This is a genomic window from Desulfobaculum xiamenense (assembly GCF_011927665.1).
In the GTDB taxonomy this organism is placed as follows: Bacteria; Desulfobacterota; Desulfovibrionia; order Desulfovibrionales; family Desulfovibrionaceae; genus Desulfobaculum; species Desulfobaculum xiamenense.
In genome coordinates, this window is the sequence record NZ_JAATJA010000001.1 from 1,710,285 (window position 1) to 1,732,601 (window position 22,317).

The 22,317-nt window shown below is 62.3% G+C and carries 16 protein-coding genes and 2 CRISPR repeat arrays; of the genes, 5 read left to right on the forward strand and 11 right to left on the reverse strand.

The features are described from left to right. The first annotated feature begins 15 nt into the window (after positions 1–15). From GGQ74_RS07760 to GGQ74_RS07780, 5 genes are read left to right on the forward strand one after another with little or no spacing between them, the layout of a single operon-like run. Positions 16–870 (forward strand): ABC transporter substrate-binding protein, encoded by an 855-nt coding sequence (locus GGQ74_RS07760; RefSeq protein ID WP_167940912.1) that lies wholly within the window; start codon positions 16–18, stop codon positions 868–870. A gap of 44 nt (positions 871–914) precedes the next feature. Then, entirely contained in the window at positions 915–2,987 is a 2,073-nt protein-coding gene (locus GGQ74_RS07765) for a TonB-dependent hemoglobin/transferrin/lactoferrin family receptor (protein ID WP_167940913.1), read from the forward strand. Between the two features lie 50 nt (positions 2,988–3,037). Further along, positions 3,038–4,861 (forward strand): extracellular solute-binding protein, encoded by a 1,824-nt coding sequence (locus tag GGQ74_RS07770; RefSeq protein ID WP_167940914.1) that lies wholly within the window; start codon positions 3,038–3,040, stop codon positions 4,859–4,861. Next, complete coding sequence (locus tag GGQ74_RS07775) at positions 4,858–5,955, forward strand: microcin C ABC transporter permease YejB (protein ID WP_167940915.1); 1,098 nt, start codon at positions 4,858–4,860, stop codon at positions 5,953–5,955. The genes GGQ74_RS07770 and GGQ74_RS07775 overlap by 4 nt, the downstream gene beginning before the upstream one ends. A gap of 8 nt (positions 5,956–5,963) precedes the next feature. After that, positions 5,964–7,001: an ABC transporter permease gene (locus GGQ74_RS07780; protein ID WP_167940916.1), complete on the forward strand. Its 1,038-nt coding sequence runs from the start codon at positions 5,964–5,966 to the stop codon at positions 6,999–7,001. Positions 7,002–7,159: 158 nt separating this feature from the next. Beyond that, positions 7,160–7,981: a CRISPR direct-repeat array (repeat unit 29 nt; unit sequence CGGTTCATCCCCGCGCGTGCGGGGAACAC). A 49-nt stretch (positions 7,982–8,030) separates the two neighbouring features. On the opposite strand, the gene cas2e is transcribed toward GGQ74_RS07780, so the two are convergent. The 11 genes from cas2e to GGQ74_RS07835 form a co-directional block, all read right to left on the reverse strand. Further along, positions 8,031–8,366: a type I-E CRISPR-associated endoribonuclease Cas2e gene (cas2e, locus tag GGQ74_RS07785; protein WP_167940917.1), complete on the reverse strand. Its 336-nt coding sequence runs from the start codon at positions 8,364–8,366 to the stop codon at positions 8,031–8,033. After that, entirely contained in the window at positions 8,347–9,258 is a 912-nt protein-coding gene (cas1e, locus tag GGQ74_RS07790; protein WP_167940918.1) for a type I-E CRISPR-associated endonuclease Cas1e, read from the reverse strand. The genes cas2e and cas1e overlap by 20 nt, the downstream gene beginning before the upstream one ends. Before the next feature lie 73 nt (positions 9,259–9,331). Next, positions 9,332–10,036: a type I-E CRISPR-associated protein Cas6/Cse3/CasE gene (gene cas6e / locus GGQ74_RS07795; protein ID WP_167940919.1), complete on the reverse strand. Its 705-nt coding sequence runs from the start codon at positions 10,034–10,036 to the stop codon at positions 9,332–9,334. Positions 10,037–10,042: 6 nt separating this feature from the next. Then, the gene (cas5e, locus tag GGQ74_RS07800; RefSeq protein WP_167940920.1) at positions 10,043–10,774 is read right to left on the reverse strand and encodes a type I-E CRISPR-associated protein Cas5/CasD; all 732 of its coding nucleotides are present in this window, start codon (positions 10,772–10,774) and stop codon (positions 10,043–10,045) included. Positions 10,775–10,777: 3 nt separating this feature from the next. Then, positions 10,778–11,941: a type I-E CRISPR-associated protein Cas7/Cse4/CasC gene (cas7e, locus tag GGQ74_RS07805; protein WP_167940921.1), complete on the reverse strand. Its 1,164-nt coding sequence runs from the start codon at positions 11,939–11,941 to the stop codon at positions 10,778–10,780. A 26-nt stretch (positions 11,942–11,967) separates the two neighbouring features. Further along, positions 11,968–12,459, reverse strand: a complete 492-nt coding sequence (gene casB, locus GGQ74_RS07810) for a type I-E CRISPR-associated protein Cse2/CasB (RefSeq protein ID WP_167940922.1) — start codon at positions 12,457–12,459, stop codon at positions 11,968–11,970. Beyond that, the gene (gene casA, locus GGQ74_RS07815) at positions 12,456–14,060 is read right to left on the reverse strand and encodes a type I-E CRISPR-associated protein Cse1/CasA (RefSeq protein WP_167940923.1); all 1,605 of its coding nucleotides are present in this window, start codon (positions 14,058–14,060) and stop codon (positions 12,456–12,458) included. Before casA ends, casB begins: the two co-directional genes overlap by 4 nt. Before the next feature lie 162 nt (positions 14,061–14,222). Then, a CRISPR array of direct repeats spans positions 14,223–17,115; the repeat unit is 29 nt; unit sequence CGGTTCATCCCCGCGTGCGCGGGGAACAC. 82 nt (positions 17,116–17,197) lie between these two features. After that, positions 17,198–19,954, reverse strand: a complete 2,757-nt coding sequence (cas3, locus tag GGQ74_RS07820) for a CRISPR-associated helicase Cas3' (protein ID WP_167940924.1) — start codon at positions 19,952–19,954, stop codon at positions 17,198–17,200. A 217-nt stretch (positions 19,955–20,171) separates the two neighbouring features. Next, a complete protein-coding gene (gene hgcB, locus GGQ74_RS07825) occupies positions 20,172–20,459 on the reverse strand; it encodes a mercury methylation ferredoxin HgcB (RefSeq protein ID WP_167940925.1) in 288 nt (95 codons plus the stop codon). Between the two features lie 14 nt (positions 20,460–20,473). Continuing rightward, a complete protein-coding gene (hgcA, locus tag GGQ74_RS07830; RefSeq protein WP_252409333.1) occupies positions 20,474–21,673 on the reverse strand; it encodes a mercury methylation corrinoid protein HgcA in 1,200 nt (399 codons plus the stop codon). 35 nt (positions 21,674–21,708) lie between these two features. After that, positions 21,709–22,023, reverse strand: coding sequence for an ArsR/SmtB family transcription factor (locus GGQ74_RS07835; protein ID WP_245168147.1), 315 nt, complete (start codon positions 22,021–22,023; stop codon positions 21,709–21,711). Between the last annotated feature and the right edge of the window lie 294 nt (positions 22,024–22,317).

Consider the following 22,317-nt stretch of genomic DNA (forward strand, 5'->3'; position numbering starts at 1 on the left):
CCATCAGGAGGAACAATGCTTTCAGGACCGACACTTCTCAATTCCATATTCGTCGGCGACCGCGTCGCGGATGTCGCCCGCGCGCTCGGCTGCTACCCCAAGGCCATGATCGGCGGACAGGTTCCCATGGTCGAACGTGCCTACCCCTTCGCCGAACAGCTAGAGTGCATCCTCTGCGTCATGGGCCCCAAGCGCAAGCTGCTCTACAAGGCGTACGAGAAGATGGGCATCGAATACGTCGTGCTGGAGAATTCCGGCGATGAGCCGAACCCGGCATCCATCGCTCCCGAACTTGAGGCCAAGGGACTGCGCGCAAGGACCATCGACTTCACGCACGGCATCCCCCACGCCATTGAGGAAGCGGGCCGCGTCTTCGGACGCGAAAAGGCCGCCGCAAAGCTCCTGCGCACGTACGAGAAGGACATCGCCACCATCGACGCTCCCCAGCCCGCCCTCGGCAAGCGCGTTCTCGTACTGCTCGGCATCGCCAATCCCGAGTTCTCCCGGCGCTTCCTACTCATCGAGGCCCCGGGCTGCCACCTCGACGACGTCGTCCTGCGGCCGCTTGGCTGCGAAAACGTGGGGCAGCCGCTCATCGATCCCGATCGGGAAATCGTCATGGAAGGCGTGCAGACCATCGAGGGCCCGCTCCTCCTCGAAAAAATCGCCCCCGACGTCATCGCCCTCACCGGCGACGCGCTCACCGGCCAACTGGCCATCCGCGAAGCGCTCGCCCGCTGCCCCTCGCTGGCACACAGCGTGCCCGCCCTAAAGAATCAGGCCGTCTACGCCCTGCCCCACTGTTGCAGTGCGGAGCCTCTCAGCCATCCGGCGAACTTCGGCATCTGGAAAGAGGCTCTTTCCCGCTAGTCGCGCGGGATTCTCCCCAAACCACACAGATAAGGAGTAGGGCAATGGGCAATCGCATGGTCGCCATGTTGGCGGCATTTCTCATAACCGGCCTCATACTGGGCCAACCGGTCATGGCGGACGAGGGGGCTTCGCCAGCGGCCAAACCCGCAACGCAAGCCAAAGAAGCAAAAGGAGACCAGCTCCCCGAAACGACACTCGACCGGGTCGTGGTCAGCGCCACGCGCACGGAGCAGACGGCCTTCGAGGCCCCGGCCTCGGTCATCGGCATAGGCAAGGAAGCCATCGAACGCACGCAGGCCCGGACGGTCAAGGATATCCTTGAGGACGTTCCCAACGTCGAATTCTCCGACCCCACGAATCCGTTCATCCAGAAGCCGTCCCTGCGCGGCCTCAACACAAACCAGACGACCTTCAAGATCGACGGCGCGCGGCAGAACTACTCGTCGCAGTCGGGCATTGGGCATTCGCCCCTCGTCGCGGACCCGGAGATGCTCAAAGAAGTCGAGGTGCTGCGTGGCCCCTCCTCCGCTCTGCACGGCAGCGGCGGCATTGGCGGCGTGATCTCGCTGCGCACCAAGGACGCGGCGGACTTCCTCGAACCCGATGAGACGTTCGGGGCGCGCCTGAAGACCGGCTACCAGTCCGGCACCTCCCAGACCCTCAGTTCCGCCGCGCTCTACGGGCGTCAGGGCATTTTCGACATTCTCGGACAAGGTGCCTACCGCGACTTCGGAGACACCCACACGACGAACCCCTCGCCCACGAAGGACACGAGCTACCGCACCGGATACTCGAAATCCGGCATGCTGAAGCTCTCGGCCTGCCCCACCGAAGATCAGGCACTCTCCCTCAGCTACAACTACTACGACGGATTCTTCGGCTCGACACGCGCGGTGAGCACCTTCACCGAGGAGCAGCACCGCCTCGTAGGCAACTACGAGTATGCGCCAAGCGACAACCGCTGGATGGACCTGAAGCTCACCGCGCAGGGCGAATGGCGCGAAAACGAATACCTGAACGACGTGCCCCGGCAACTGAAGGACACGTTCGATTCGCTGGGCGGCAGCGTGCAGAACACCTCGCGCTTCGCCTTCGGCCCGGTCGCCGAAAATGCCCTCACTTACGGCGTGGACTTCTACCGCGATCATCAGGAAGGCACGGACATGGGCGAACCGGACCCCTCGCGCCCCGACGCCTCCGCCGAGGATCTCGGCCTGTTCATCCAGGACGAGATAACCATCCTCGATCGCGTGAAGCTCATCCCGGCGCTGCGCTTCACCTCCTACAGCCGCACCTCGGATTCGGACACAGCCACCGATCAGGACGACAGCAAGGTGACGCCGAAGTTCACCGCGCAGGTCGAGGTGTGCCCGTGGCTGAGCGTCTTCGGCACCTACGCCCAGTCCTACCGCCCGCCGTCGCTCGACGAAATCTACTTCGCCATCGACCACGACATGCCGTGGGGCAAGATAAGGGTCCTGCCCAACCCGAACCTCAAGCCGGAAACGGCCGAGACGTGGGAAATGGGCTTCAACGTCGGTCTCGACCGGCTCTTTACGGACAACGATCCCTTCCGGCTCAAGGCGACCTATTTCCGCGAGGACGTGGACGACCTCATCGAGGCGCAGCAGACCAAAGGCTTCGCCACCCCGCCCGCGGGCGAGATCCACTACCAGAGCATCAACGTGGGAAGCGTGCACCGCTTCGGCTACGAGCTGGAAGGGGAATACATCATCGACAATCTGAGCCTCTCCGCCTCCTACGGCAAAACCCTCGGCTGGGACGAGGAAACCGGCAACCGCACCGGCGGCAGCCCCGAAAAGCTCTCCCTGCGGGCGGGCTACGCCTTCCCGAGCCGCAACCTCACCGTATACTGGAAGTCGCGCTTCGTTGGCGCGTACCGCACCTTCAACATGTTCGATGACGCGACCGTCACCTACAATCCCTACACCGTCCACGGCATAGGGCTGACGTGGACCCCCAGCTTCCGCAACTTCGACGGCTTCCGTCTCGATCTTGGCGTGGATAACCTCTTCGACACCCGCTACCAGACCTCCAACGGCGGATACGACATCGGCCAGAACATCAAGATGTCCGTCTCCTACGAGTTCTAGACAAGGCAGCGCCCGGCTTCGCTCCGCGAGGCCGGGCGCATGGAGCAACGATGACACGACTGTCCCTCTTGCTGCTCGCCCTCGTGGCGGGCATCACCTGTTTCCCCAGCCCGCTTCTTGCCGAGCGGGTCATCGTCACCCACGCGCTGACGCTCTCCGGACCGCCGGAACTACCCGCAGATTTTCCCCATTTCCCCTACGCCAACCCCAACGCCCCAAAGGGCGGCACGCTGCGCCAGTGCGCCATCGGAACCTTCGACAACATGAATCCCTTCACACCGAAGGGCCAGCTTCCTTCCGGATACGGCCTGCTGCACGACAGCCTCACCACCACATCCGATGACGAGCCCTTCACGCAATACTGTCTGGTGGCGCAAAAAATCGTCATGGCGGAAGACCGTTCGTGGGTCGAATTCCACATCGACCCTCGCGCCCGCTTCCAGGACGGCACGCCCATCACCGCCGAGGATGTCGTCTTTTCCTACGAGGCCACCATGCGAAACATCGGCAGCGTGATGCAGCGCTTCTTCGCGGACATCACGTCCGTGAAGGCCGTGGACACACTGCGCGTGCGCTACGAATTCACCCCCGGCACCAGTCGGGAGATTCCCCTGCAAGTCAGCAGGCTCCCCATCTACCCCCGCCACTTCTGGGAGAGCCGCGATCTCTCGCGTACCATGCTCGAACCCATCGTCGGCAGCGGCCCCTACCGCATGGTCTCGTGCAAACCCGGCCAGGAGGCCGTCTACGAACGCTGCGCGGACTACTGGGCACGCGATCTGCCGGTGCGCAAGGGATTCCACAACTTCGACACCATCCGCTACGAGTACTACCGCGACGCCACCGTCGCCCTCGAAGCCTTTCGCGCCGAACACTACGACATCCGCGAGGAGCATTCCGCCAAGCGCTGGCGAACCCTCTACACCGGCCCCGCCTTCGACGCGGGAGACATCGTCATGGAGCGCGTCCGGCATCGGGAACCTCTCGGCATTCAGGGCTTCTTCTTCAACACGCGCCGCCCCATGTTTCAGGACAGACGCGTCCGCAGGGCAATCGTCCTCGCCTTCGACTACGAATGGACCAACCGCCAACTTTTCTGGAACGAGCTTCCGCGCACCACGAGCTACTTCACCAACTCGGACCTTGCCTGCTCCGGCCTGCCCTCCCCCGAGGAACTCGCCCTGCTCGAACCATTCCGAGACAGCCTGCCGCCGGAGACGTTCACCGCCGAGCACGCCTTTCCGACCTCCGACAACAGCGGATTCAACCGGAGCAACATCCTTGCCGCCGCAGACCTGCTGCGTGAGGCTGGCTTCGTTCTCAAGGACGGCACACTCACGGATTCGCGCACGGGCAGAGCGCTGCGCTTCCAGCTGCTCACGGATTCCGCGTCCATGCGCCGCGTCGCGCTGCCCTTTGCCCGCAATCTGCGCAAACTCGGCATCGACATGAGCATCCTCGTGGCGGACACGGCGCTCTTTGCCCGCAAGGGGCAAGACTTCGACTTCGACATGATCTCCAGCGCATTCGGGCACACCCTGTGCCCCGGCAGGGAATTGCGCTTCTACTGGCACTCGGACTCGAAGAACCTCCACGGCGGACGCAACGTCATCGGCCTCGACGATCCCGCCGTGGACGCCCTCGTGGATGCCATCGTCACCGCTCCAGACAGAAAGGCCACCGTAACCGCCTGCCGCGCGCTGGACCGCGTGCTGCTGTGGGGGGAATACGTGGTTCCGCTCGGCGCGTCCGACGTCTACCGCATCGCCTACCGCAGGAGCCTTGCGAAACCGCAGCGCACACCGAGGCACACCGTCCAGATCAATACCTGGTGGGCCGCGCCCGCCGACGCATCCACCGGAGACGCACGATGATCCACTACATCCTCAAACGGCTCTTGCTCGTGATACCAACGCTGCTGGTCATCCTGACGATCAACTTCTTCGTCATCCAGCTCTGCCCCGGTGGCCCGGTGGAGCAGATGCTCGCGCGGATACAGGGCACCGAACGCTCCGTGCTGGAGCGCACCGGCGGCTCCACGCAGGACGAAATCCGGGTGGTGCAAAGCTCGCTGGACAACATGGGCTCCTATCGCGGTGCAGACGGGCTGGACCCGGAACTCGTGGACCGCATCCGGAAATTCTACGGCTTCGACAGGCCCATCCTCGAACGCTACTGGAACATGCTGGCAGACTTCGCCCGCTTCCGCTTCGGCGACAGCCTGTTCAGGGACAAGTCCATTCTTGAGTTGGTCCGCGAGAAGCTCCCGGTGTCGCTGTCCCTCGGCCTGTGGACCACGCTCATCTCGTACGTGATTTCCATTCCGCTCGGCATACGCAAGTCCATACGCGCCGGAACGCCCTTCGATGCGTGGACCAGCTTCGCCGTGGTTGCGGCAAGTGCCGTTCCGACCTTCCTCTTCGCCATCGCGCTGGTCATCCTCTTTGCCGGCGGCAGCTACTGGAACGTCTTTCCGCTACGCGGCCTCGTCTCCCCAGACTTCGAATCCCTGGACACGATGGGGAAAATCGCCGACTACGCATGGCACATGGCTCTTCCCGTCCTGTCCATGGTCATCGGCAGCTTCGCCGGAACCACCCTGCTCACGCGCAACTGCTTCCTCGACGAAATCGGCAGGCAGTACGTCGTGGCCGCGAGGGCCAGAGGGCTCACCGAATCCCGCGTGCTTTACGGACACGTCTTCCGTAATGCCATGCTCATCTTCATCGCAGGCTTCCCCGGGGCCTTCATCGGCATGTTCTTCACCGGGTCGCTGCTCATCGAAGTCATCTTCTCGCTGGACGGGCTGGGCCAGATGGGCTTCGAGGCGACCATGCAGCGGGACTATCCGCTGATGTTCGCCACCCTCTACATCTCCACGCTGCTCGGGCTGGTCGTAAAAGTTGTGAGCGACCTGACGTATTCCCTTGTGGACCCGCGCATCGACTTCCAATCCGTCAACCAGTGAGACCACACATGCAGCGCCCCCGCCTCGGCGAAATCGGCAGAATCCGCTGGGCCACCTTCCGCGACAACGCACGCGGCTACTGGGCCCTCATCATCTTTCTCGCACTCTTCGGCCTCAGCCTGTGCGCGGAGCTCATCGCCAACGACAGGCCGCTTCTGCTCATGCACCGTGGCAGCCTCTACGCGCCCATCCTGTGCGACTATCCTGAAACGACGTTCGGCGGGGCCTTCGAGACACCTGCGGACTACCGCGATCCCGCCGTCCGCGAACGCATCGAAACCGAGGGCTGGATGCTGTGGCCCCCCATCCGCTACGGCTACGCCACGGTCAATCGGGAAATCGCCACCCCATTCCCCACGCCGCCCACCCGCGACAACATCCTCGGCACGGACGACAGCGGACGAGACGTCTTCGCGCGTCTGCTTTACGGCTTCAGGCTCTCCGTGCTCTTCGGCCTTGCACTGGCGGCTTTCGGGTCCATCATCGGCGTCTGCGTCGGCGCGACATTCGGCTACTATGGCGGCTGGCTCGACATCGCGGGCCAACGCTTCATGGAGGTCTGGGGCGGCCTGCCGCTGACCTATCTGCTCATCATCCTCGCCAGCTTCGTGGAGCCGACATTCTGGATGCTCCTCGGCATCATGCTGCTGTTTAGCTGGATGGGACTGGTTGACATCGTGCGGGCGGAATTTCTGCGTGGGCGCAACCTCTGCTACGTTCAGGCCGCACGTGCCCTCGGCGTCACGGACAGGGTGATCATGTTCCGGCACATCCTGCCCAACGCCATGGTCGCCACCATCACCTTCCTGCCATTCATCCTCAACGGCTCAATCACCACGCTCACCTCACTGGACTTCCTCGGCTTCGGCCTGCCGCCGGACTCCCCGGCCCTCGGCGAACTCCTCGCGCAGGGCAAGGCCAACATCCAGGCCCCATGGATCGGACTCTCAGCCTTCGCCGTCCTTGGCGGGCTGCTCATGCTCCTCGTCTTCATCGGCGAAGCCGTGCGCGACGCCTTCGACCCCAACCGCGCGCAGGCCCGCTGAAACGACCGGGCGCGGCTGAGCGACACTCAACCGCGCCCACAGCGCACCCCACGCCTCGCGCCCGTTCGATGGGCGACGCGTCCCCCTCGGGACATTCTCATGCGGCCCCGCGCGTGCGGGGAACACGGCAACATCGCCGCCGACACGTTTTCCGAATCCGGTTCATCCCCGCGCGTGCGGGGAACACAATGCAGAGCAGACGTTGCATTGCTGGTGTCTAGGTTCATCCCCGCGCGTGCGGGGAACACCACCTTTGGGAAATTCAGACTTTCATATTCAACGGTTCATCCCCGCGCGTGCGGGGAACACCCCTGCCGCCCAAAAGAAGCCACTTCACACCCCGGTTCATCCCCGCGCGTGCGGGGAACACTTACAGAATTCTCCGCCCGGTCCCGAAAACGTCGGTTCATCCCCGCGCGTGCGGGGAACACAGGTCTGATGCAGTGCCCAGTTGCGCGACCGTCGGTTCATCCCCGCGCGTGCGGGGAACACGTACGGCCGCATCCAACTGCGGATACAGCCCACGGTTCATCCCCGCGCGTGCGGGGAACACTACCACCGATGCACAGGAAAATTCGACGGGACCGGTTCATCCCCGCGCGTGCGGGGAACACACCCTGGGGCTGATTCTTGGTCAGGGGGTGTTCGGTTCATCCCCGCGCGTGCGGGGAACACTGGGGCAATGCCCTTCTCTCTGCCTCTATGGCCGGTTCATCCCCGCGCGTGCGGGGAACACTCTTTCGCCTTCAAGATAAACTGACCGGGATCCGGTTCATCCCCGCGCGTGCGGGGAACACTCTGGGTCTGGCTCCGGAGTCGGCCCAAATCTCGGTTCATCCCCGCGCGTGCGGGGAACACGGACTTCCGGAATGTCGCGGGCGATGATCATCCGGTTCATCCCCGCGCGTGCGGGGAACACTTCCCACTGCTCATATAGCCGTTCAGGAATGTCGGTTCATCCCCGCGCGTGCGGGGAACACTCTTCCTGCAACTTTCGGATTTCATTGAACAAAAATGCTCGACAAAAATCTACCGATTTTCTCTGTCCGTTTTTAGGCTTCCCCGCTGTTCGCCAACACCAGCCTCCCGCTCGGGATGGAAGGCGCACAGGAGGATGCCGTCCATGTCCTTCGGCAGTCGCCTGTTGGGACCAATCGTCCTGAAATCGAAGCCGCTTTCCGTAGCGGCGGACCAGACCATCACGGCGTTACCATCCTCAACGCCCGCCTCGACCTGTTTCCAGACCATATCGCGCACGCGGACGGAGTAGTTCCCAACAAACACTCCCGCCCGTATCTCCAACAGCCACACCGCAAGCCGCCCCCGCAACCGAGGCGGGACATTTTCAGTTACGATGACCAGCATCGCCAATCCCCTCCTCGTCACTGAAAGCTGGTCCCACAGCGTCCTCGGGCGGCTCCGGAACTGGAATCTCACCAGCGGCCAGCACATCCTCGATGGTTGGAATAATCTTGTGCAGCAGCTTCGTCTTGCGGAACGCATCCCGGCAGGCACGTCGCACCTCGCCCTCGGGGTCGGACGAATTCCGGCTCGCCACGCGGAACGCCACGGGCACGACGGTTTCGAACTTGAACAGGTCCGCAATGTCGTAGACGAAGGACCGCGGCTTTCCCGTATGCAGAAAACCTATGGCCGGAGCATAGCCAGCCGCCAGAATCGCCGCCTCGCTCACGCCGTACAGGCAAGCTGTTGCCGAACTCAGGCAGCGGTTCACCACGTCCCCCGCTCCCCACTCGTGCGGATCGTAGTCCCTGCGGTTCCACGCAACCCCAAACGACTTGGCCAACTGCGCATAGATGGCGCGAACCCGCGTTCCCTCAATACCACGAAGCTGCTCGACACTCCGCTTCTCCGGCGGCTCCTCGCCAAAACGGAATGCGAACATCCGCCGCACCACCTTCAGACGCGCCGCTGGCTCTAGCGCCAGTTGCGCCTGATAGAGAAGCCTGTCGGAACGCGCACCGCCGGGCTGCCCTGCGGAATAGACGCGCACTCCGGCCTCACCGGTCCAGACGAGAAGCGTCCCGGCCCTCGCGGCCAGCACGACAGCCGCATGCGAGACGCGAGTTCCCGGCTCCAGCATGAGGCACGCCACTCCGCCAACAGGGATATGCGTCCGAACCCCCTCGCAATCCACGAGGACAAAAGCCCCATCCTGCACATCCAACTGCCCCCGGCCAAGGAAAAGGAGCGAGAGCCGCTCCTTCACAGCCAATGGCTTGAGTTTCGGAAGCATGGCTTCGCTCCTTTCGATTTGGCCTGCATCGTGGAGAATTCCCCCGCAGGACTCGACCTTCAAAGGCCTCTCGTCATGCTCGACGAATCAGCAGCAACCCGCAGCCAAAGGCCTTGGCCGGGCCAATCCCCTCGTATAGAGCACGAGTCAGCGCCTCGGGGTCCGTCACTGTGGCAAATCCTCGAAGGTCCACCGTGGCGACCGTCACCCGCCCCCCGCCCTTGGGCTTGCGGAAGGTGTCATATTCATAGCGTTCAACCACGAGGTTCATCCCCGCCCCGCGCCAACCTTCGGCCCGTTCGACATCGAACCCGAACCCGGCGCTACGCTGCGCCAGCCACGCTTCGATGGCCTCCTCGGCCAATTCCTGACGGGTGGGGAGCTTGTCCTTTGCAACCCCCTCGCTCATCATGCGCATCCGCAGATCCTGCACGATGTCGTAGCGCACCTGCCGCCCGTTCTCGTCATGAATCTTGCGGACAGGATTCACGCGCAAGGAGAAGAGCACGCGCTCTCCCGCGTCGACCCGAGGCGCATATTCCTTCACGTCAACACGTCGGATCAGTCCAGACTCCACGGGCGGACGTTTCGACACAGCGAGGTAGGCCACGTCGCCAGCCCCCGCTCCACGCGCCCCATCCGTTTCGATCCGGCGAAACAGGAAGTCCCGCCTGCGCTCCGGTCCGTCGGAAAAGACCTTCCACAGCGCCTGATGCTCGTCATAGAGGTGGTTGCGAATCAACGCCCTCGGGTCGAAGACGATTCTGCTCATATACATGATGCGCTACCCCTCGCCATGCTGGTTGATGCGGAAAAGCTGCTCGGCGCGCACGTCGAAGCGCCGCGTGGCCGGGGCTAGCATCCTGTCACGCACGGTGAAGACCTGCTCTGGCACGCCGTCAACGCCGCCCGGATCGGTAAAGACATCGCGCGAATCCCGCGCCTTCACCCGACTAAGAACCTCCGGGACATAGCCGTAGAGGGCAAATGCCGCCCCCGCTTCGTCAGCCTCGATCACCTGCGGAACGAACGGTGCGGCAACGCAACTCTTGCGCCCGAGGTACGGCGTGAACCGTGGCCGCATGAGCGCATCGCGCATTTGCTCCACGCTCCACGGCGCACCCTCCTCCGCCCAGACGCATGCCGTGAAGCACGCGTCCGCGACGTATTCGCGCGTCGAGAGGATGGTGTTCAATTCCTCGAACGGTTCGAGCTTCTGGACCAGTTCGTCCCTGCGGCAGTAGAACTCGCGCTTCGACTTCTGCCCCGGAGTCTGCACGGTGTGATAGTCGAGCATACGCACGCCGGGCGCGTCCACCCGGACGGCTACGCCATACCCCTCATGCAATGCGCCAAGGCGCGAAGTTTCATCCCTACGAACACCCAGCGCCGCGGCCAGCAGCCCGAGAATGCCGGAACGTGTGGGATGGCCGGACACGGGGCGCACTTCGCCCACGGCCACGGTTCCCCACGCCTGCAACGGGCCATGGAGTGTAAAGACCAAATGCCTACGCATGGCCTACTCCGTGATGAAATTGCAGATTTCGTCCAGCGAGCCGACTCCTTTGGGAACATTGAACGACGCGGATTCAGTCTGGAAGCCGTAGACCTTGCCATAGTTCTCGCGCAGGGTGGTGAGTTCGGTCACGGCACGGTTAAAGAGATTTTTCCTTTCAGAATCAGCACATCCTGAATAGTTGACGGCTTCCACCTCCGGCTTGAAATCAAGCGGCTCCAGATACGCGGCGGCCAGCGTACGCGGCTGGATGTCCCCCCGCTCGGCAAGGCAGTAGGACGCGTAGGAGCGAGAGGCATAGCTGTTCTGCTTGCCCGTGGGGCTGATCATGCAGCAGGCCTTGGTCAGCGCCCGCACGGCGCGCTCCGCCAATTCCTCGTTGCCGTTCAGGTTCCGCACGAGCAATTCCGTGTCGATGCAGATGTAATGATAAAACAGGCCCGCACCATATTCCGAGACACCCATGTGCCCCGCTCCGGTGCTGTCGCGATTGAGATCGTCCACTGCCGTGAAGAAATCGTCCTCGACCTCCACGGAATGCACGGTCATGGGATGACCAACCTGCACAGCGGCCTCGATGTTGAAAGGCTTGTTCTTGGCCAGCATGCGTCCAAACAACGCAATATCAACGGCCATATTGTCCCGACGCAGGAGTTCAAGGGCGTCCTTCTCGGGCGTCTTGCCGCTCTCCCGGCATTCCTCGACCAACGCGGCAATCCCCGCAAGCTCCGCGCGGGACAAGTGAGCAAGCGGCTCTTTCTCCAATTCCGCCTTGGCCTTGGCTTCTTCGTCCTTTTTGCCCTTCTCGGCGCTCTTGTTGGCACGAAACACGCCAGCGATGGCGCGCGCGATTTCACGGGCAGCCTTGTCCTTGATGGTCGGCAGGCTACCGCCCGACGCGCCCTCCATGGCATCACCGAAGCCCACGCCCGTCGTCAGCGCCTGATGCACGTAGATGCCGATGCTTTTTGTCCGCACGCCAATCTCGGCTCCAAGTTCCTGCTGGAAAAGCTCCGACGTGCGCCACGCACGCTTCACACTCTGCGAAGAAATCCGCAGGCGCTGGGAATTGCCCATGACGACGGTCTTCGGACGGCCGAGGTCGTCACGGTTCAAATTGGAGGCCGGGTAGCTGGTCAAAACATGAAGCTGAATATATTTCTGCATGATCGTTCTCCTTGAGATATGTCGAACTACTGCTGCTGAACCGAATAATATTCCCGCGCCCATGCGCGCCGCGTCATGTCATTCCAAAACACGACGCTCTTCAGAACGCTTTGCGCGTTGCACTGTCCGTCAAGTTGCTTGACCAACCGGCACAGGCCAAGGGCCAGCCCGTCCCTGTCGCGGATGGCCAGAAGCCTTCGGAAGCGTGCATCGCGCACCAGCTCGCTTCCCTTGTCGGACTGCGCCATGAGCCGGGGCAGGCTCGTATCGGAAAGTCGCTTGGCACAGGCAAGCACCACGACGGCTGGCGCAATGTTTTCCCAGTCGCGGTCATCGAGATTGAACCCGCGCGTTTTCAGAAAGCGCACGAAGCCTCTGTGGTATTCCGGGAGCAGAGATGCATCACCGGGCTTTCCGGCACAACGCCGCAAGGCTGCCCGCTGCCCACGATCATCTTCCAGACTTTCCCACCATTCGCTGATGGCGGTCATGAATGCGTCATCCTTGAAGGGAATCATCTCGCACCTCCTCTTTCGGGAAGCTCCAGTATCTTGCGCAAGGCCTTGTCGTTGAAGGCCCACAGTTTTCGGCTTGCATCGCATACTCGGCGGATGCGCTCCGGCAAAACACGGCCGGATTCCGCAAGGCCATGGAAGATATCCTGAGCGGTCCGGCACAGATGGTCGCGCCACGCGTCCTTGACGCGATCCTCGTCCTTCTGTCCCTCACTTCTCGCGGCGTCCTTGGCCAATTCGTAGAACCGCGCCTCGGTCCGACTCCAGAGTTCAGCCTGCGCATTGGCGAAAACGGTTTTGTCCACCGAGGCCTGCTTGTGTCCGGCCTCGTTGACCAGCGCTTCCTTGAGCATGCCCGCCAGATTCATCCTCGCCTTGTCCGCAGCCGCCACCATCATTTCGATGCAGCCACGGAAATCCGCTAGCCGATCTTCCGCCACCGGATAGACCGGGAACGTGGATTCGCACCACTGGCGGGCCTTCATGTTGTCCATGTCGTACCCGGCGACATTCACACCGAGATGTAGCGCGTCATTCAAGGACTCGTGAACATGAGCCACGTTGGCCGAGCGCCTGATGCCCTTTGCAGTCAACTGGTCGTAGACCACACCCAGCCAGTGGCCGTAGCCTGTAACATTGGCGGAGCCTTTGATGGACAGGGGCGGCTTGTCGTTCTGATCGCGATAGGGCGTCAGCGGATGCTGCCATGTCGGGCCATAATTCGTGCCTCCCTTCCGGGCATACATCCGGCGAACCATCCTCGCGGACTGCGCACCGCAGACATCACAGACCTCGCCGGATTCAGCATCCTCCGGCACGAGCACAACCCGGCGAGGCATGCCCCAGTAGGCCTGAAGCCAATGTACGTCCTCCGGATGGGTTTGCTCTCCCCCCTCACTGGTGCGGGTCGGAGCCGCCCACGGATAGACCACCCCGGCCAACTCCGTTGGTGCGGGTTGCACGCTCGCGGCACGAGTCTGCAAGCACAACACGTTGAGCCAGAGCTTTTCCCAGAGCGTTGACGCCGAGCCGTCGTCACGAACCATGTCGACCATGGTTGAGAGCGGTCCGCCGCCGCGAAGTGAGGTCCGAATCCCAGCGCCTCCGGCCGGGGCGAAGGCCTGCATCGTGAAGAGGGCCATGGCGGCGCAGGCAGGACACAACGCGTTGACGCGCCCACGCTTGACGAAGAAATCGCCGTTATTCTTGAGGGTGTTTTCGCCGGGGGAATCAATGAGCAAGGCGGAGATGTCGGAAAAATCCTTCGCCTTGGCGGGAGCTTCGAGCGTCAGGTCCTGCAAGAAGAGCGGACGTTGCCCAAAGAGTTCAAAGAATGGCACATGCGGGCGCATGGCCTGACGCAGTTCGTCCGGCGATGGTGGCTGGCGCAATTGAGCCAGCCAATCCTTGCGTCTCGCTGGAGGCCGCACTGTCTGTAGAAGTCCCACAAGGAACTCCATCATGGCCGCCCTGAAATCCGGCCGGGGCACATGAAGCGCCACGGGAAGCGACCCCCCCGCAGCAATCTCCCACGGCGCAATCACGCCCTGTGTCCCATCGGCGCGGATTACGGGAAGCCATCGTTCTTCAAGCAGATTGAACATGGGGTTTCTCCATGGATCTCAATTGAGTGCAAATTGATTTCCGTTACCCCTGTTCAAAGGAAAAGGAAAGTCTATCCGAAAGCACAAAAAACAATATCAGAATATCTACCTCCAATACTCTCTCGGAGGCTCACAAAAAGTCACCCAGCAAATCACAGAAGCAAATTCATCCCCGCGTGCGCGGGGAACACCACACCACGGGATCAGAGACGGCGTTGCCCGACGGTTCATCCCCGCGTGCGCGGGGAACACACTGGCAAAACAGGCGACGAGTTGCGGCGCATCGGTTCATCCCCGCGTGCGCGGGGAACACCGTTTAGTGGTTGCACCAAGTGATTGGAACACCGGTTCATCCCCGCGTGCGCGGGGAACACTAGGAACAGCAATAGCAGGCCCCATTGGAGGCCGGTTCATCCCCGCGTGCGCGGGGAACACATTTATGCTCCGCGTCTAGGTTGGCGCGGAGTCGGTTCATCCCCGCGTGCGCGGGGAACACAGCGCGCCTCTTGCCGATATGTTCCAGGAGTCCGGTTCATCCCCGCGTGCGCGGGGAACACAAACAAGCAGTATACCAGAAGGACACCAAACATCGGTTCATCCCCGCGTGCGCGGGGAACACTGGGGGAACATGACCCCTGCACAGGAAGCGGCCGGTTCATCCCCGCGTGCGCGGGGAACACCGGTCAGTCACGGCGTAGAGAATCTCGGATTTCGGTTCATCCCCGCGTGCGCGGGGAACACCCTGCACGGGACTGGGCAGCCTACCCCCCGTCGGTTCATCCTCGCGTGCGCGGGGAACACTCGATGCGCAGCACCCGGCGCACAGCGGCCCGCGGTTCATCCCCGCGTGCGCGGGGAACACGAGCGTCGAGGTGGACGAAACGGAACGCGTGGGGGTTCATCCCCGCGTGCGCGGGGAACACCAGATGGAGCTAACGCCATGAATCAGTGTGAACGGTTCATCCCCGCGTGCGCGGGGAACACTGGACCAGTGCGCGTAAGTCGAATCATCTGATCGGTTCATCCCCGCGTGCGCGGGGAACACTGCGCAATGCCGATTAATCCGCCGTATGTGAACGGTTCATCCCCGCGTGCGCGGGGAACACCCGTAGTAGGCTACCGCACTATCGATATCAGCCGGTTCATCCCCGCGTGCGCGGGGAACACCCTAGTTGGCCCATCGAAAGGTGGGCCATTTTCGGTTCATCCCCGCGTGCGCGGGGAACACGTTCACCGATAATGTGAGCGGTGTCGGTTCTTTGGTTCATCCCCGCGTGCGCGGGGAACACGCCCTGATGGGTCAGGAATTCCATGCTTCCGCCGGTTCATCCCCGCGTGCGCGGGGAACACGCCTGCAGAAGGCTCCCGGCGCAACATGGGAGCGGTTCATCCCCGCGTGCGCGGGGAACACCTGAACATCGAGGGACGCGAGACCACGGCGGACGGTTCATCCCCGCGTGCGCGGGGAACACGATCAGCTCGCTCACTTGAAGGGCAAGTTTATCGGTTCATCCCCGCGTGCGCGGGGAACACGACCGTCACCAGCGTTCCAAAAGCTCCCGCGTCGGTTCATCCCCGCGTGCGCGGGGAACACCTTGCCCCCCGAAGGCCGTGATGCTCGCCCACCGTTCATCCCCGCGTGCGCGGGGAACACTCGTTCCAGCTGGCGGTGCACAGGGGGAGGGCCCGTTCATCCCCGCGTGCGCGGGGAACACGCTGTCGATGTCAGCTTGCCCTGCTCCGCGACCGGTTCATCCCCGCGTGCGCGGGGAACACCGTCCAGTCATTTGCTGGGCTTGGGTATACCTCGGTTCATCCCCGCGTGCGCGGGGAACACCTCGATGCCGTGCGCCGCGAGTCCTATACACGCGGTTCATCCCCGCGTGCGCGGGGAACACAGGTACTGGCGGTCACCGTCGGACGAGCCGTACGGTTCATCCCCGCGTGCGCGGGGAACACCGTCGCGCAAACGCTGTTGGTCTACGCAACGGCGGTTCATCCCCGCGTGCGCGGGGAACACCCAATCTATCACGTCGTCAGACAGGCGGATGCGGTTCATCCCCGCGTGCGCGGGGAACACATGGTTGGGAATTTTGCGTCGAGGTCTATAATCGGTTCATCCCCGCGTGCGCGGGGAACACAGTCTCCTTTAGATTTTGCCTTTGCTGCGGAGCGGTTCATCCCCGCGTGCGCGGGGAACGTCCGAAGGTGCTGTCAAGTACACTCGCCAGAAGGTTCATCCCCGCGTGCGCGGGGAACACGGCACTAACACCGCATTCGCCGGGCAAAACGCCGGTTCATCCCCGCGTGCGCGGGGAACACTATTGGTAGGAATAACATTTCCTATATTAATACGGTTCATCCCCGCGTGCGCGGGGAACACTTTGATGCTATCAATCAACCCAAGCTTTAATGCGGTTCATCCCCGCGTGCGCGGGGAACACTTAATTATCACAATGTCTGCTGATTTATTTGTCGGTTCATCCCCGCGTGCGCGGGGAACACGTTCATTCCACAATAAATAATCGCAGGATAAACGGTTCATCCCCGCGTGCGCGGGGAACACTCCACAGCCCCAGCCTGAAACGACCTGTAAAGCGGTTCATCCCCGCGTGCGCGGGGAACACGACTACCCCTGCGGCCTCGTGCGTTCCCCGCGCGGTTCATCCCCGCGTGCGCGGGGAACACTCCGTTATTTTTGAACAAAATAAAGGATTCATCTGGTTCATCCCCGCGTGCGCGGGGAACACTCATTACAGCGTTGAAATTGATTTTTCATACGCGGTTCATCCCCGCGTGCGCGGGGAACACCAATACAGTTGCTTCAGCCCGCCGCCAACTTCCGGTTCATCCCCGCGTGCGCGGGGAACACATATAGAGGTTTTGAAAGACAAGGTTTCGAATCGGTTCATCCCCGCGTGCGCGGGGAACACACGGCCATTGCCTTCAACGTGACGCTTACCGACGGTTCATCCCCGCGTGCGCGGGGAACACAAGGCCGAGGCTCCAGCCGTGCTCAATGCGGCCGGTTCATCCCCGCGTGCGCGGGGAACACTCTTCCGGGAAGAGTATGGAATAATTGAACAATAATCCACATTCAAAATCTACCGATTATTCAGGCGCATTTTTCGCCCAAATTACACGTCTTCCGCTTCTCCAAAGAACAGGCCATCCGAACCATAAAACACCCTTCTCAACCGACCCTGCCCATCGCGAACGGTTGCCGACCATCCGCCTTCACCGCACGGACAAAGTGGCAAAAGCATACACCAGTGCGCCTTGTCCGGCAGGGTCTGTGCAAAATCCGTCAAAGCTTGCGTCTCATCACGCGAGAGTTCGGGCTCTGCGATCTTCCATGCACCAATCCGAAGCTCCGAGGCAAGACAGGCCGTCATGCCGACATTGCCTCCCCGCATATCCGCCCAGAGCCGCAACCCCTCTGGCTCGCACCGAACGAGCCGCACTTGACGCGTTTCCTCGCCAAGACGCGTCGGGGTCTTCACATCCCTATCCCAACGCATGCCATCCCCCGCCCGCGCATAGCCATCAGCAAAATCCAAAGCTGCGAACTGTGCCATGCTCCGCTTGGACGCCCTATCGCCAAAAGCCCAATCGTCCTTGCTCTGCAACCCCTCCGGAGCGTCGCCCTGATATGCGCCCTCCACCAGCGCCCGCGCATCCTCTGGCAGCACAAGCTGGCCCCGGTCCCGCAGCAGCCGCGCCGTTCGCCACAGCAACGCATGATTAGGATAGACATATTGCCCCTTGGCGAAATATGCAGCGTACCAATTTTCGTCCGCATCATCTTCCGGATGCGGCATCAGAACAAACATTTGCGCCGTATCGAATCCCACTGGCCGCTGCGCACGCTTGTGACGATGGCAGCGCCCCGCCCGCTGGATCATGAGTTCCATGGGCGCAAGGTCCGACAACAGCACATCGAAATCCAGATCAAGAGACTGCTCCGCAACCTGCGTGGCAATAAGTATCCGCCCGGCGCGCTTTTCCGGCGTGGAATCCCGCCCGAACCGCGACAGAACATCCGACTCGATGACGGCCCGATCACACCCGGCATAGCGCGCGTGGAATAACGTAATCATGGCCTCGGGAATGCCGTATTCCTCCACCAACCTCCGACGAGCGGCCAACGCATCGTCTACCGTGTTCCGAATCCAGCATGCGCACGCGCCAACCCGATGCGCCTTCGCCATTGCATCGTACATATCCAGCTCGTCATGCACCGGACGAATTTTCACATTGAGCGTACGCGTCGTGCCAATTCCAGCGGCCTCTACGCCACCGTCGGTCACGCGGGTGAGAAGCGGAAACCCCTTCTCCGTCGGCAACGCCGCGTCAGCCTCCACTCCGGCCAACTCGCGCCCCTTCGCCCATGCGGCGATGAAGCGCGCCCGCATGGCATGCGGCAACGTCGCCGACAGAAGGACAGCCGTCCCCCCGAAAGCTGCATGAAAGGTTAGCAGACGCTCCAGAAGCCGCGCGGTATAATCATCGTAGGCATGGATCTCGTCGGCAATGAGCACCGAGCGCGCCAGACCGTAAAGGCGTAATGCCTGATGCCGCGAAGGCAGAATCCCGAGCAGTGCCTGATCGAGCGTTCCAGCGCCGCACGGGGCCAACAGCGCCTTCTTACGATTGTCGGCAATCCATGCACTGCACACGGCTCCGGCATCCTCGCCATCCTCCGAACGCGAAGGAACCTGCTCCAGCCCCATGGGCGCAAGCGGGGTCACGCTCTCCATGAAGGCACGATTCAGCAGGCGTCCGCCATGCGCAGCGACCAGCGAGGCATCCGGCGACGCGAACAAGGCCCGATAGGTCTCGGATAGGCGCGAGTACATGGCGTTGGCCGTCGCCATGGTCGGCAGACCAACGTACAGCCCGGAAGCCTGCCCACTACGCATAGCACGATGTGCGACCAGCAAGGCGCTCTCGGTCTTGCCACCTCCTGTCAGGTCTTCGCAGATGAGAAGCTCGGGATCTGTTTGCAGCGGCAGGTCCAGCACAGCTCGCTGCATGGGGTATGGGATGACGTCCGCGGGCATGTGCGGCAGCAGGTCGAAAAAGGATCGTGCAGGCGAGGGAGCCGCAGGCAACACACCGGTCCGGGCAAGTGCCAAGCGCGCTCTGGCGGTGGCATCATCCCAATATTGCCGTGGCGCAGGGCACGAATCGACATAGGGAAACCAGAGGTCGTTGGAGCCGATCCAGTCAGCAAGGACAAGCAATCCAGCCATGAGCCACGAGCAGCCGGGAAAAGTCGTCTGATCCCAATCATCATCAAGGCCCACGGGGGCAAAACCGGGCATGCCGCCAAACAGGAACCATTTGGCGCACTGATTGAACCATGCCCGAGCATCATCCTCGACGTCTGCCGAAAAACGCCGTGGCACCACACTCTCGGCCAGAGGTTCCCCGTGATGTCCAAAGGCGGCGTTGCACAAGGGTTCGAACGCCTCGCCTGTTGAAAGTCCACACGATTCGGTAAAGTCCACCTCGAAAAGCTTCCAGAACGCGAACCCGAGCCGCGTGTGATGTCCGCTCTGCGCATCGCATGCCCGTCCCCACGGAGCAATTCCCGTACGCGCACACAGGTCCGCCCTCTTGCTCTGAAAGATTCTCGAAAACTTCCCCATATCGTGAATGGCCGCAAAAAAGGCTACGAGCGATCGCAGTTCGGCAATAGGAACAGGCGACAACGCCTCCATCCGCCGCGCGATCAACGCATCTGCGTCAAAGAGAGCAATTGCCACTGCGGCAACATCGACGTTGTGGAGGACGAGCGGATGGAAGCCGACTGCACCATCCTCGCAATCACCAGCCTTGCCCCAATAGCGATACAATGGCCGCCAATCCGAGACATCACTACCACACATGCGTTATCTCCATTCTTGACGATGAATTTTCCACGCATGTCTATTCCATATTTCCCATCCTGTCAGCCCGCGCAATGCCGACGCTCTTCACGCGACGCACCGTATGTACGGACATCGTAACGCATTCGTCCCGACAAACGGGCCATCCACAGACGCAAAAAAACGGCCCGACCGGATGAACCGATCGGGCCGCTTTGCGTGACGTATTGTGCGCGCCTCAGCAGCAGGACGACGAGGAGCGACACAAGCCGAGGGTGGCGAGCCAGCTTTTGATGATGTGTGCGGCGCAGCCGACGCCGGGTGTAACGCGTATCGCCTCGGGCGGGCAATTGAGGGCGCAGGCTCCGCATTCGATGCAGGCGTCGCGGTCGCGCATGCGCGCGCGTCCGGCAACCAGTTCGAAGACCCTATGCGGGCAGACCTGAATGCACAGGCCGCAGCCCACGCACGCCTTCTCGTCGAATTCCAGCGACACCACGCCGGGGATGTATCTGAAACCTTCCATTCGTCAGCCCTCCATCATGCCGCGAAACGCAGCGCGACCCACAGCACGGCCCACACGAGAAGCCCCCCAAGCTGCCACGGCATGGCCGAACGCATCTCGCGCTCGACGCCGGACGGCGAGGTGAAGGGCGTGGACCCCGTAAAATTCATGGCCATGTAACTGCTCACGCTCACGCTCAACGCGGCGAGCGCCGCACCGGCCATTGGCTCGTCCATGCCCATGACAGTCAGCAGCCCCGCCGCCGCGAACACTCCGGGCCACAGCCCCTTCACGGAGAAGGCCGTCCCCGGAAGCCACGGCAGGAGTAGCGGAACCACAACGGCGCCCGACACGACTCCGGCCACCAGCGCCAGCGCCACATCCCCCACCCTCTCGGCGGCGGCGGAGAACGAAAACACGTCCGGCCCCACTCCCGACAGGACAAAGGCGACGCACAGCGCCGTAAGCATCGTCTTCCAGAGCAATACAAGCTCGACAGGAATGAGCACGGCGCGTTCGGCAAGCGTGAACGTCACCTCGCGCATATCCGGCGTGGCCTCGGACCCGTTCTCGAAATAGCGCTGGAGATCGCTCGCACGGACAGGCCCGAACACGACGTCGAACCCGCACAGCTTCTTGACCTTGCGCGCTCCGACGCCCGTGGCAGCAAGCTGCGGCAGGATGAGCCGCCGATGCGAGACGACCTCGCTCAGCCGTGCGGCGCGAACGACCCTCGCCACTTCCTCCGACGAGAAGAGATTCTTGCCCGCCGCGCACCACACGTTGATTCCCCGCGTGTCCACGACGAGAATCCACGCGTCGATGCCGGACAGCTCGCGCCGGAGGGCATCGAAGGTGAGCTTGTAGTTGGCCGAAACGATGACCGGCGAATCCTCGTCGGGGAAGCCCACGCAGTACAGGCCGGGGACGACCTTGTAGTTGTCGCGGATGACACCAAGCCGAGCGAAAGCGCTCCCCGCCCAATCACGCGGGGTCATGTACGACATGACGCGCGGCACATGGCCCACCGGCGTGCGCGCAAAATCGCGGACGAAGTGGCACACCGTGTAGCCGGGTTTGTTTTCAGGCCCGAACCCGGGCCCGGGACGCGGCCCTCAGCCAGGCTCCTCGCCGCAGCCCGAGGGACGTCTGATCATGCAGAACGCGCCCTCGACCAACGGTACGATAGCCTCGGCCTTGCCGAGTTCCGTATCCCGCTTTTCGAGCTTATCCATATCGCTACCCTTTGCCTGACCCTCAGGCATTGCATTCACAATGACAAAATCTTCCGCTTGAACCGTTCGATGGCGTCCGCATCGACGCTATAGCGCATGCGCACTCCGTCGGAGACCGCGCGGACCAGTCCGGCCTGCCGGAGCACCTTGAGATGCTGGCTGACCGTGGACTGCGCCAGCGGTAGCGCGTCAACGATATCGCCGCACAGGCACTGCCCGGCGTCGCGAATGAAGGCGATCATGCGCAGGCGCACCGGGTGCCCGAGGGCCTTGCATATATCGGCAAGAAACCGCCGGTCAGTCATGACCGCAATCTGCGCCGCACCCTGTCGATCTTCGTCGGACTGCATGTTTCCTCCGTCTTAATCGTTCAACGACGATAAACGGTGAAGCCCCGCCAGTCAACAACTCCGAACCCACTCTCGATACAACGTCTCATTGCGCCCCACACATGCGACACATATCGATGCACAATGCGTCAAACCATCCGTCAAATCGATACCGCGCATCCGTGCGACGTACCCGCATGGCGCAGCACAACGCCCTTTTACCAACTAAACGTGCAGCCATCTGCAACCCGCGTCCTTTGCCAGAATCGCTGGGGAACCGCACTGCGTATGACAGCGTGCGGCCTCGCGCTTTTC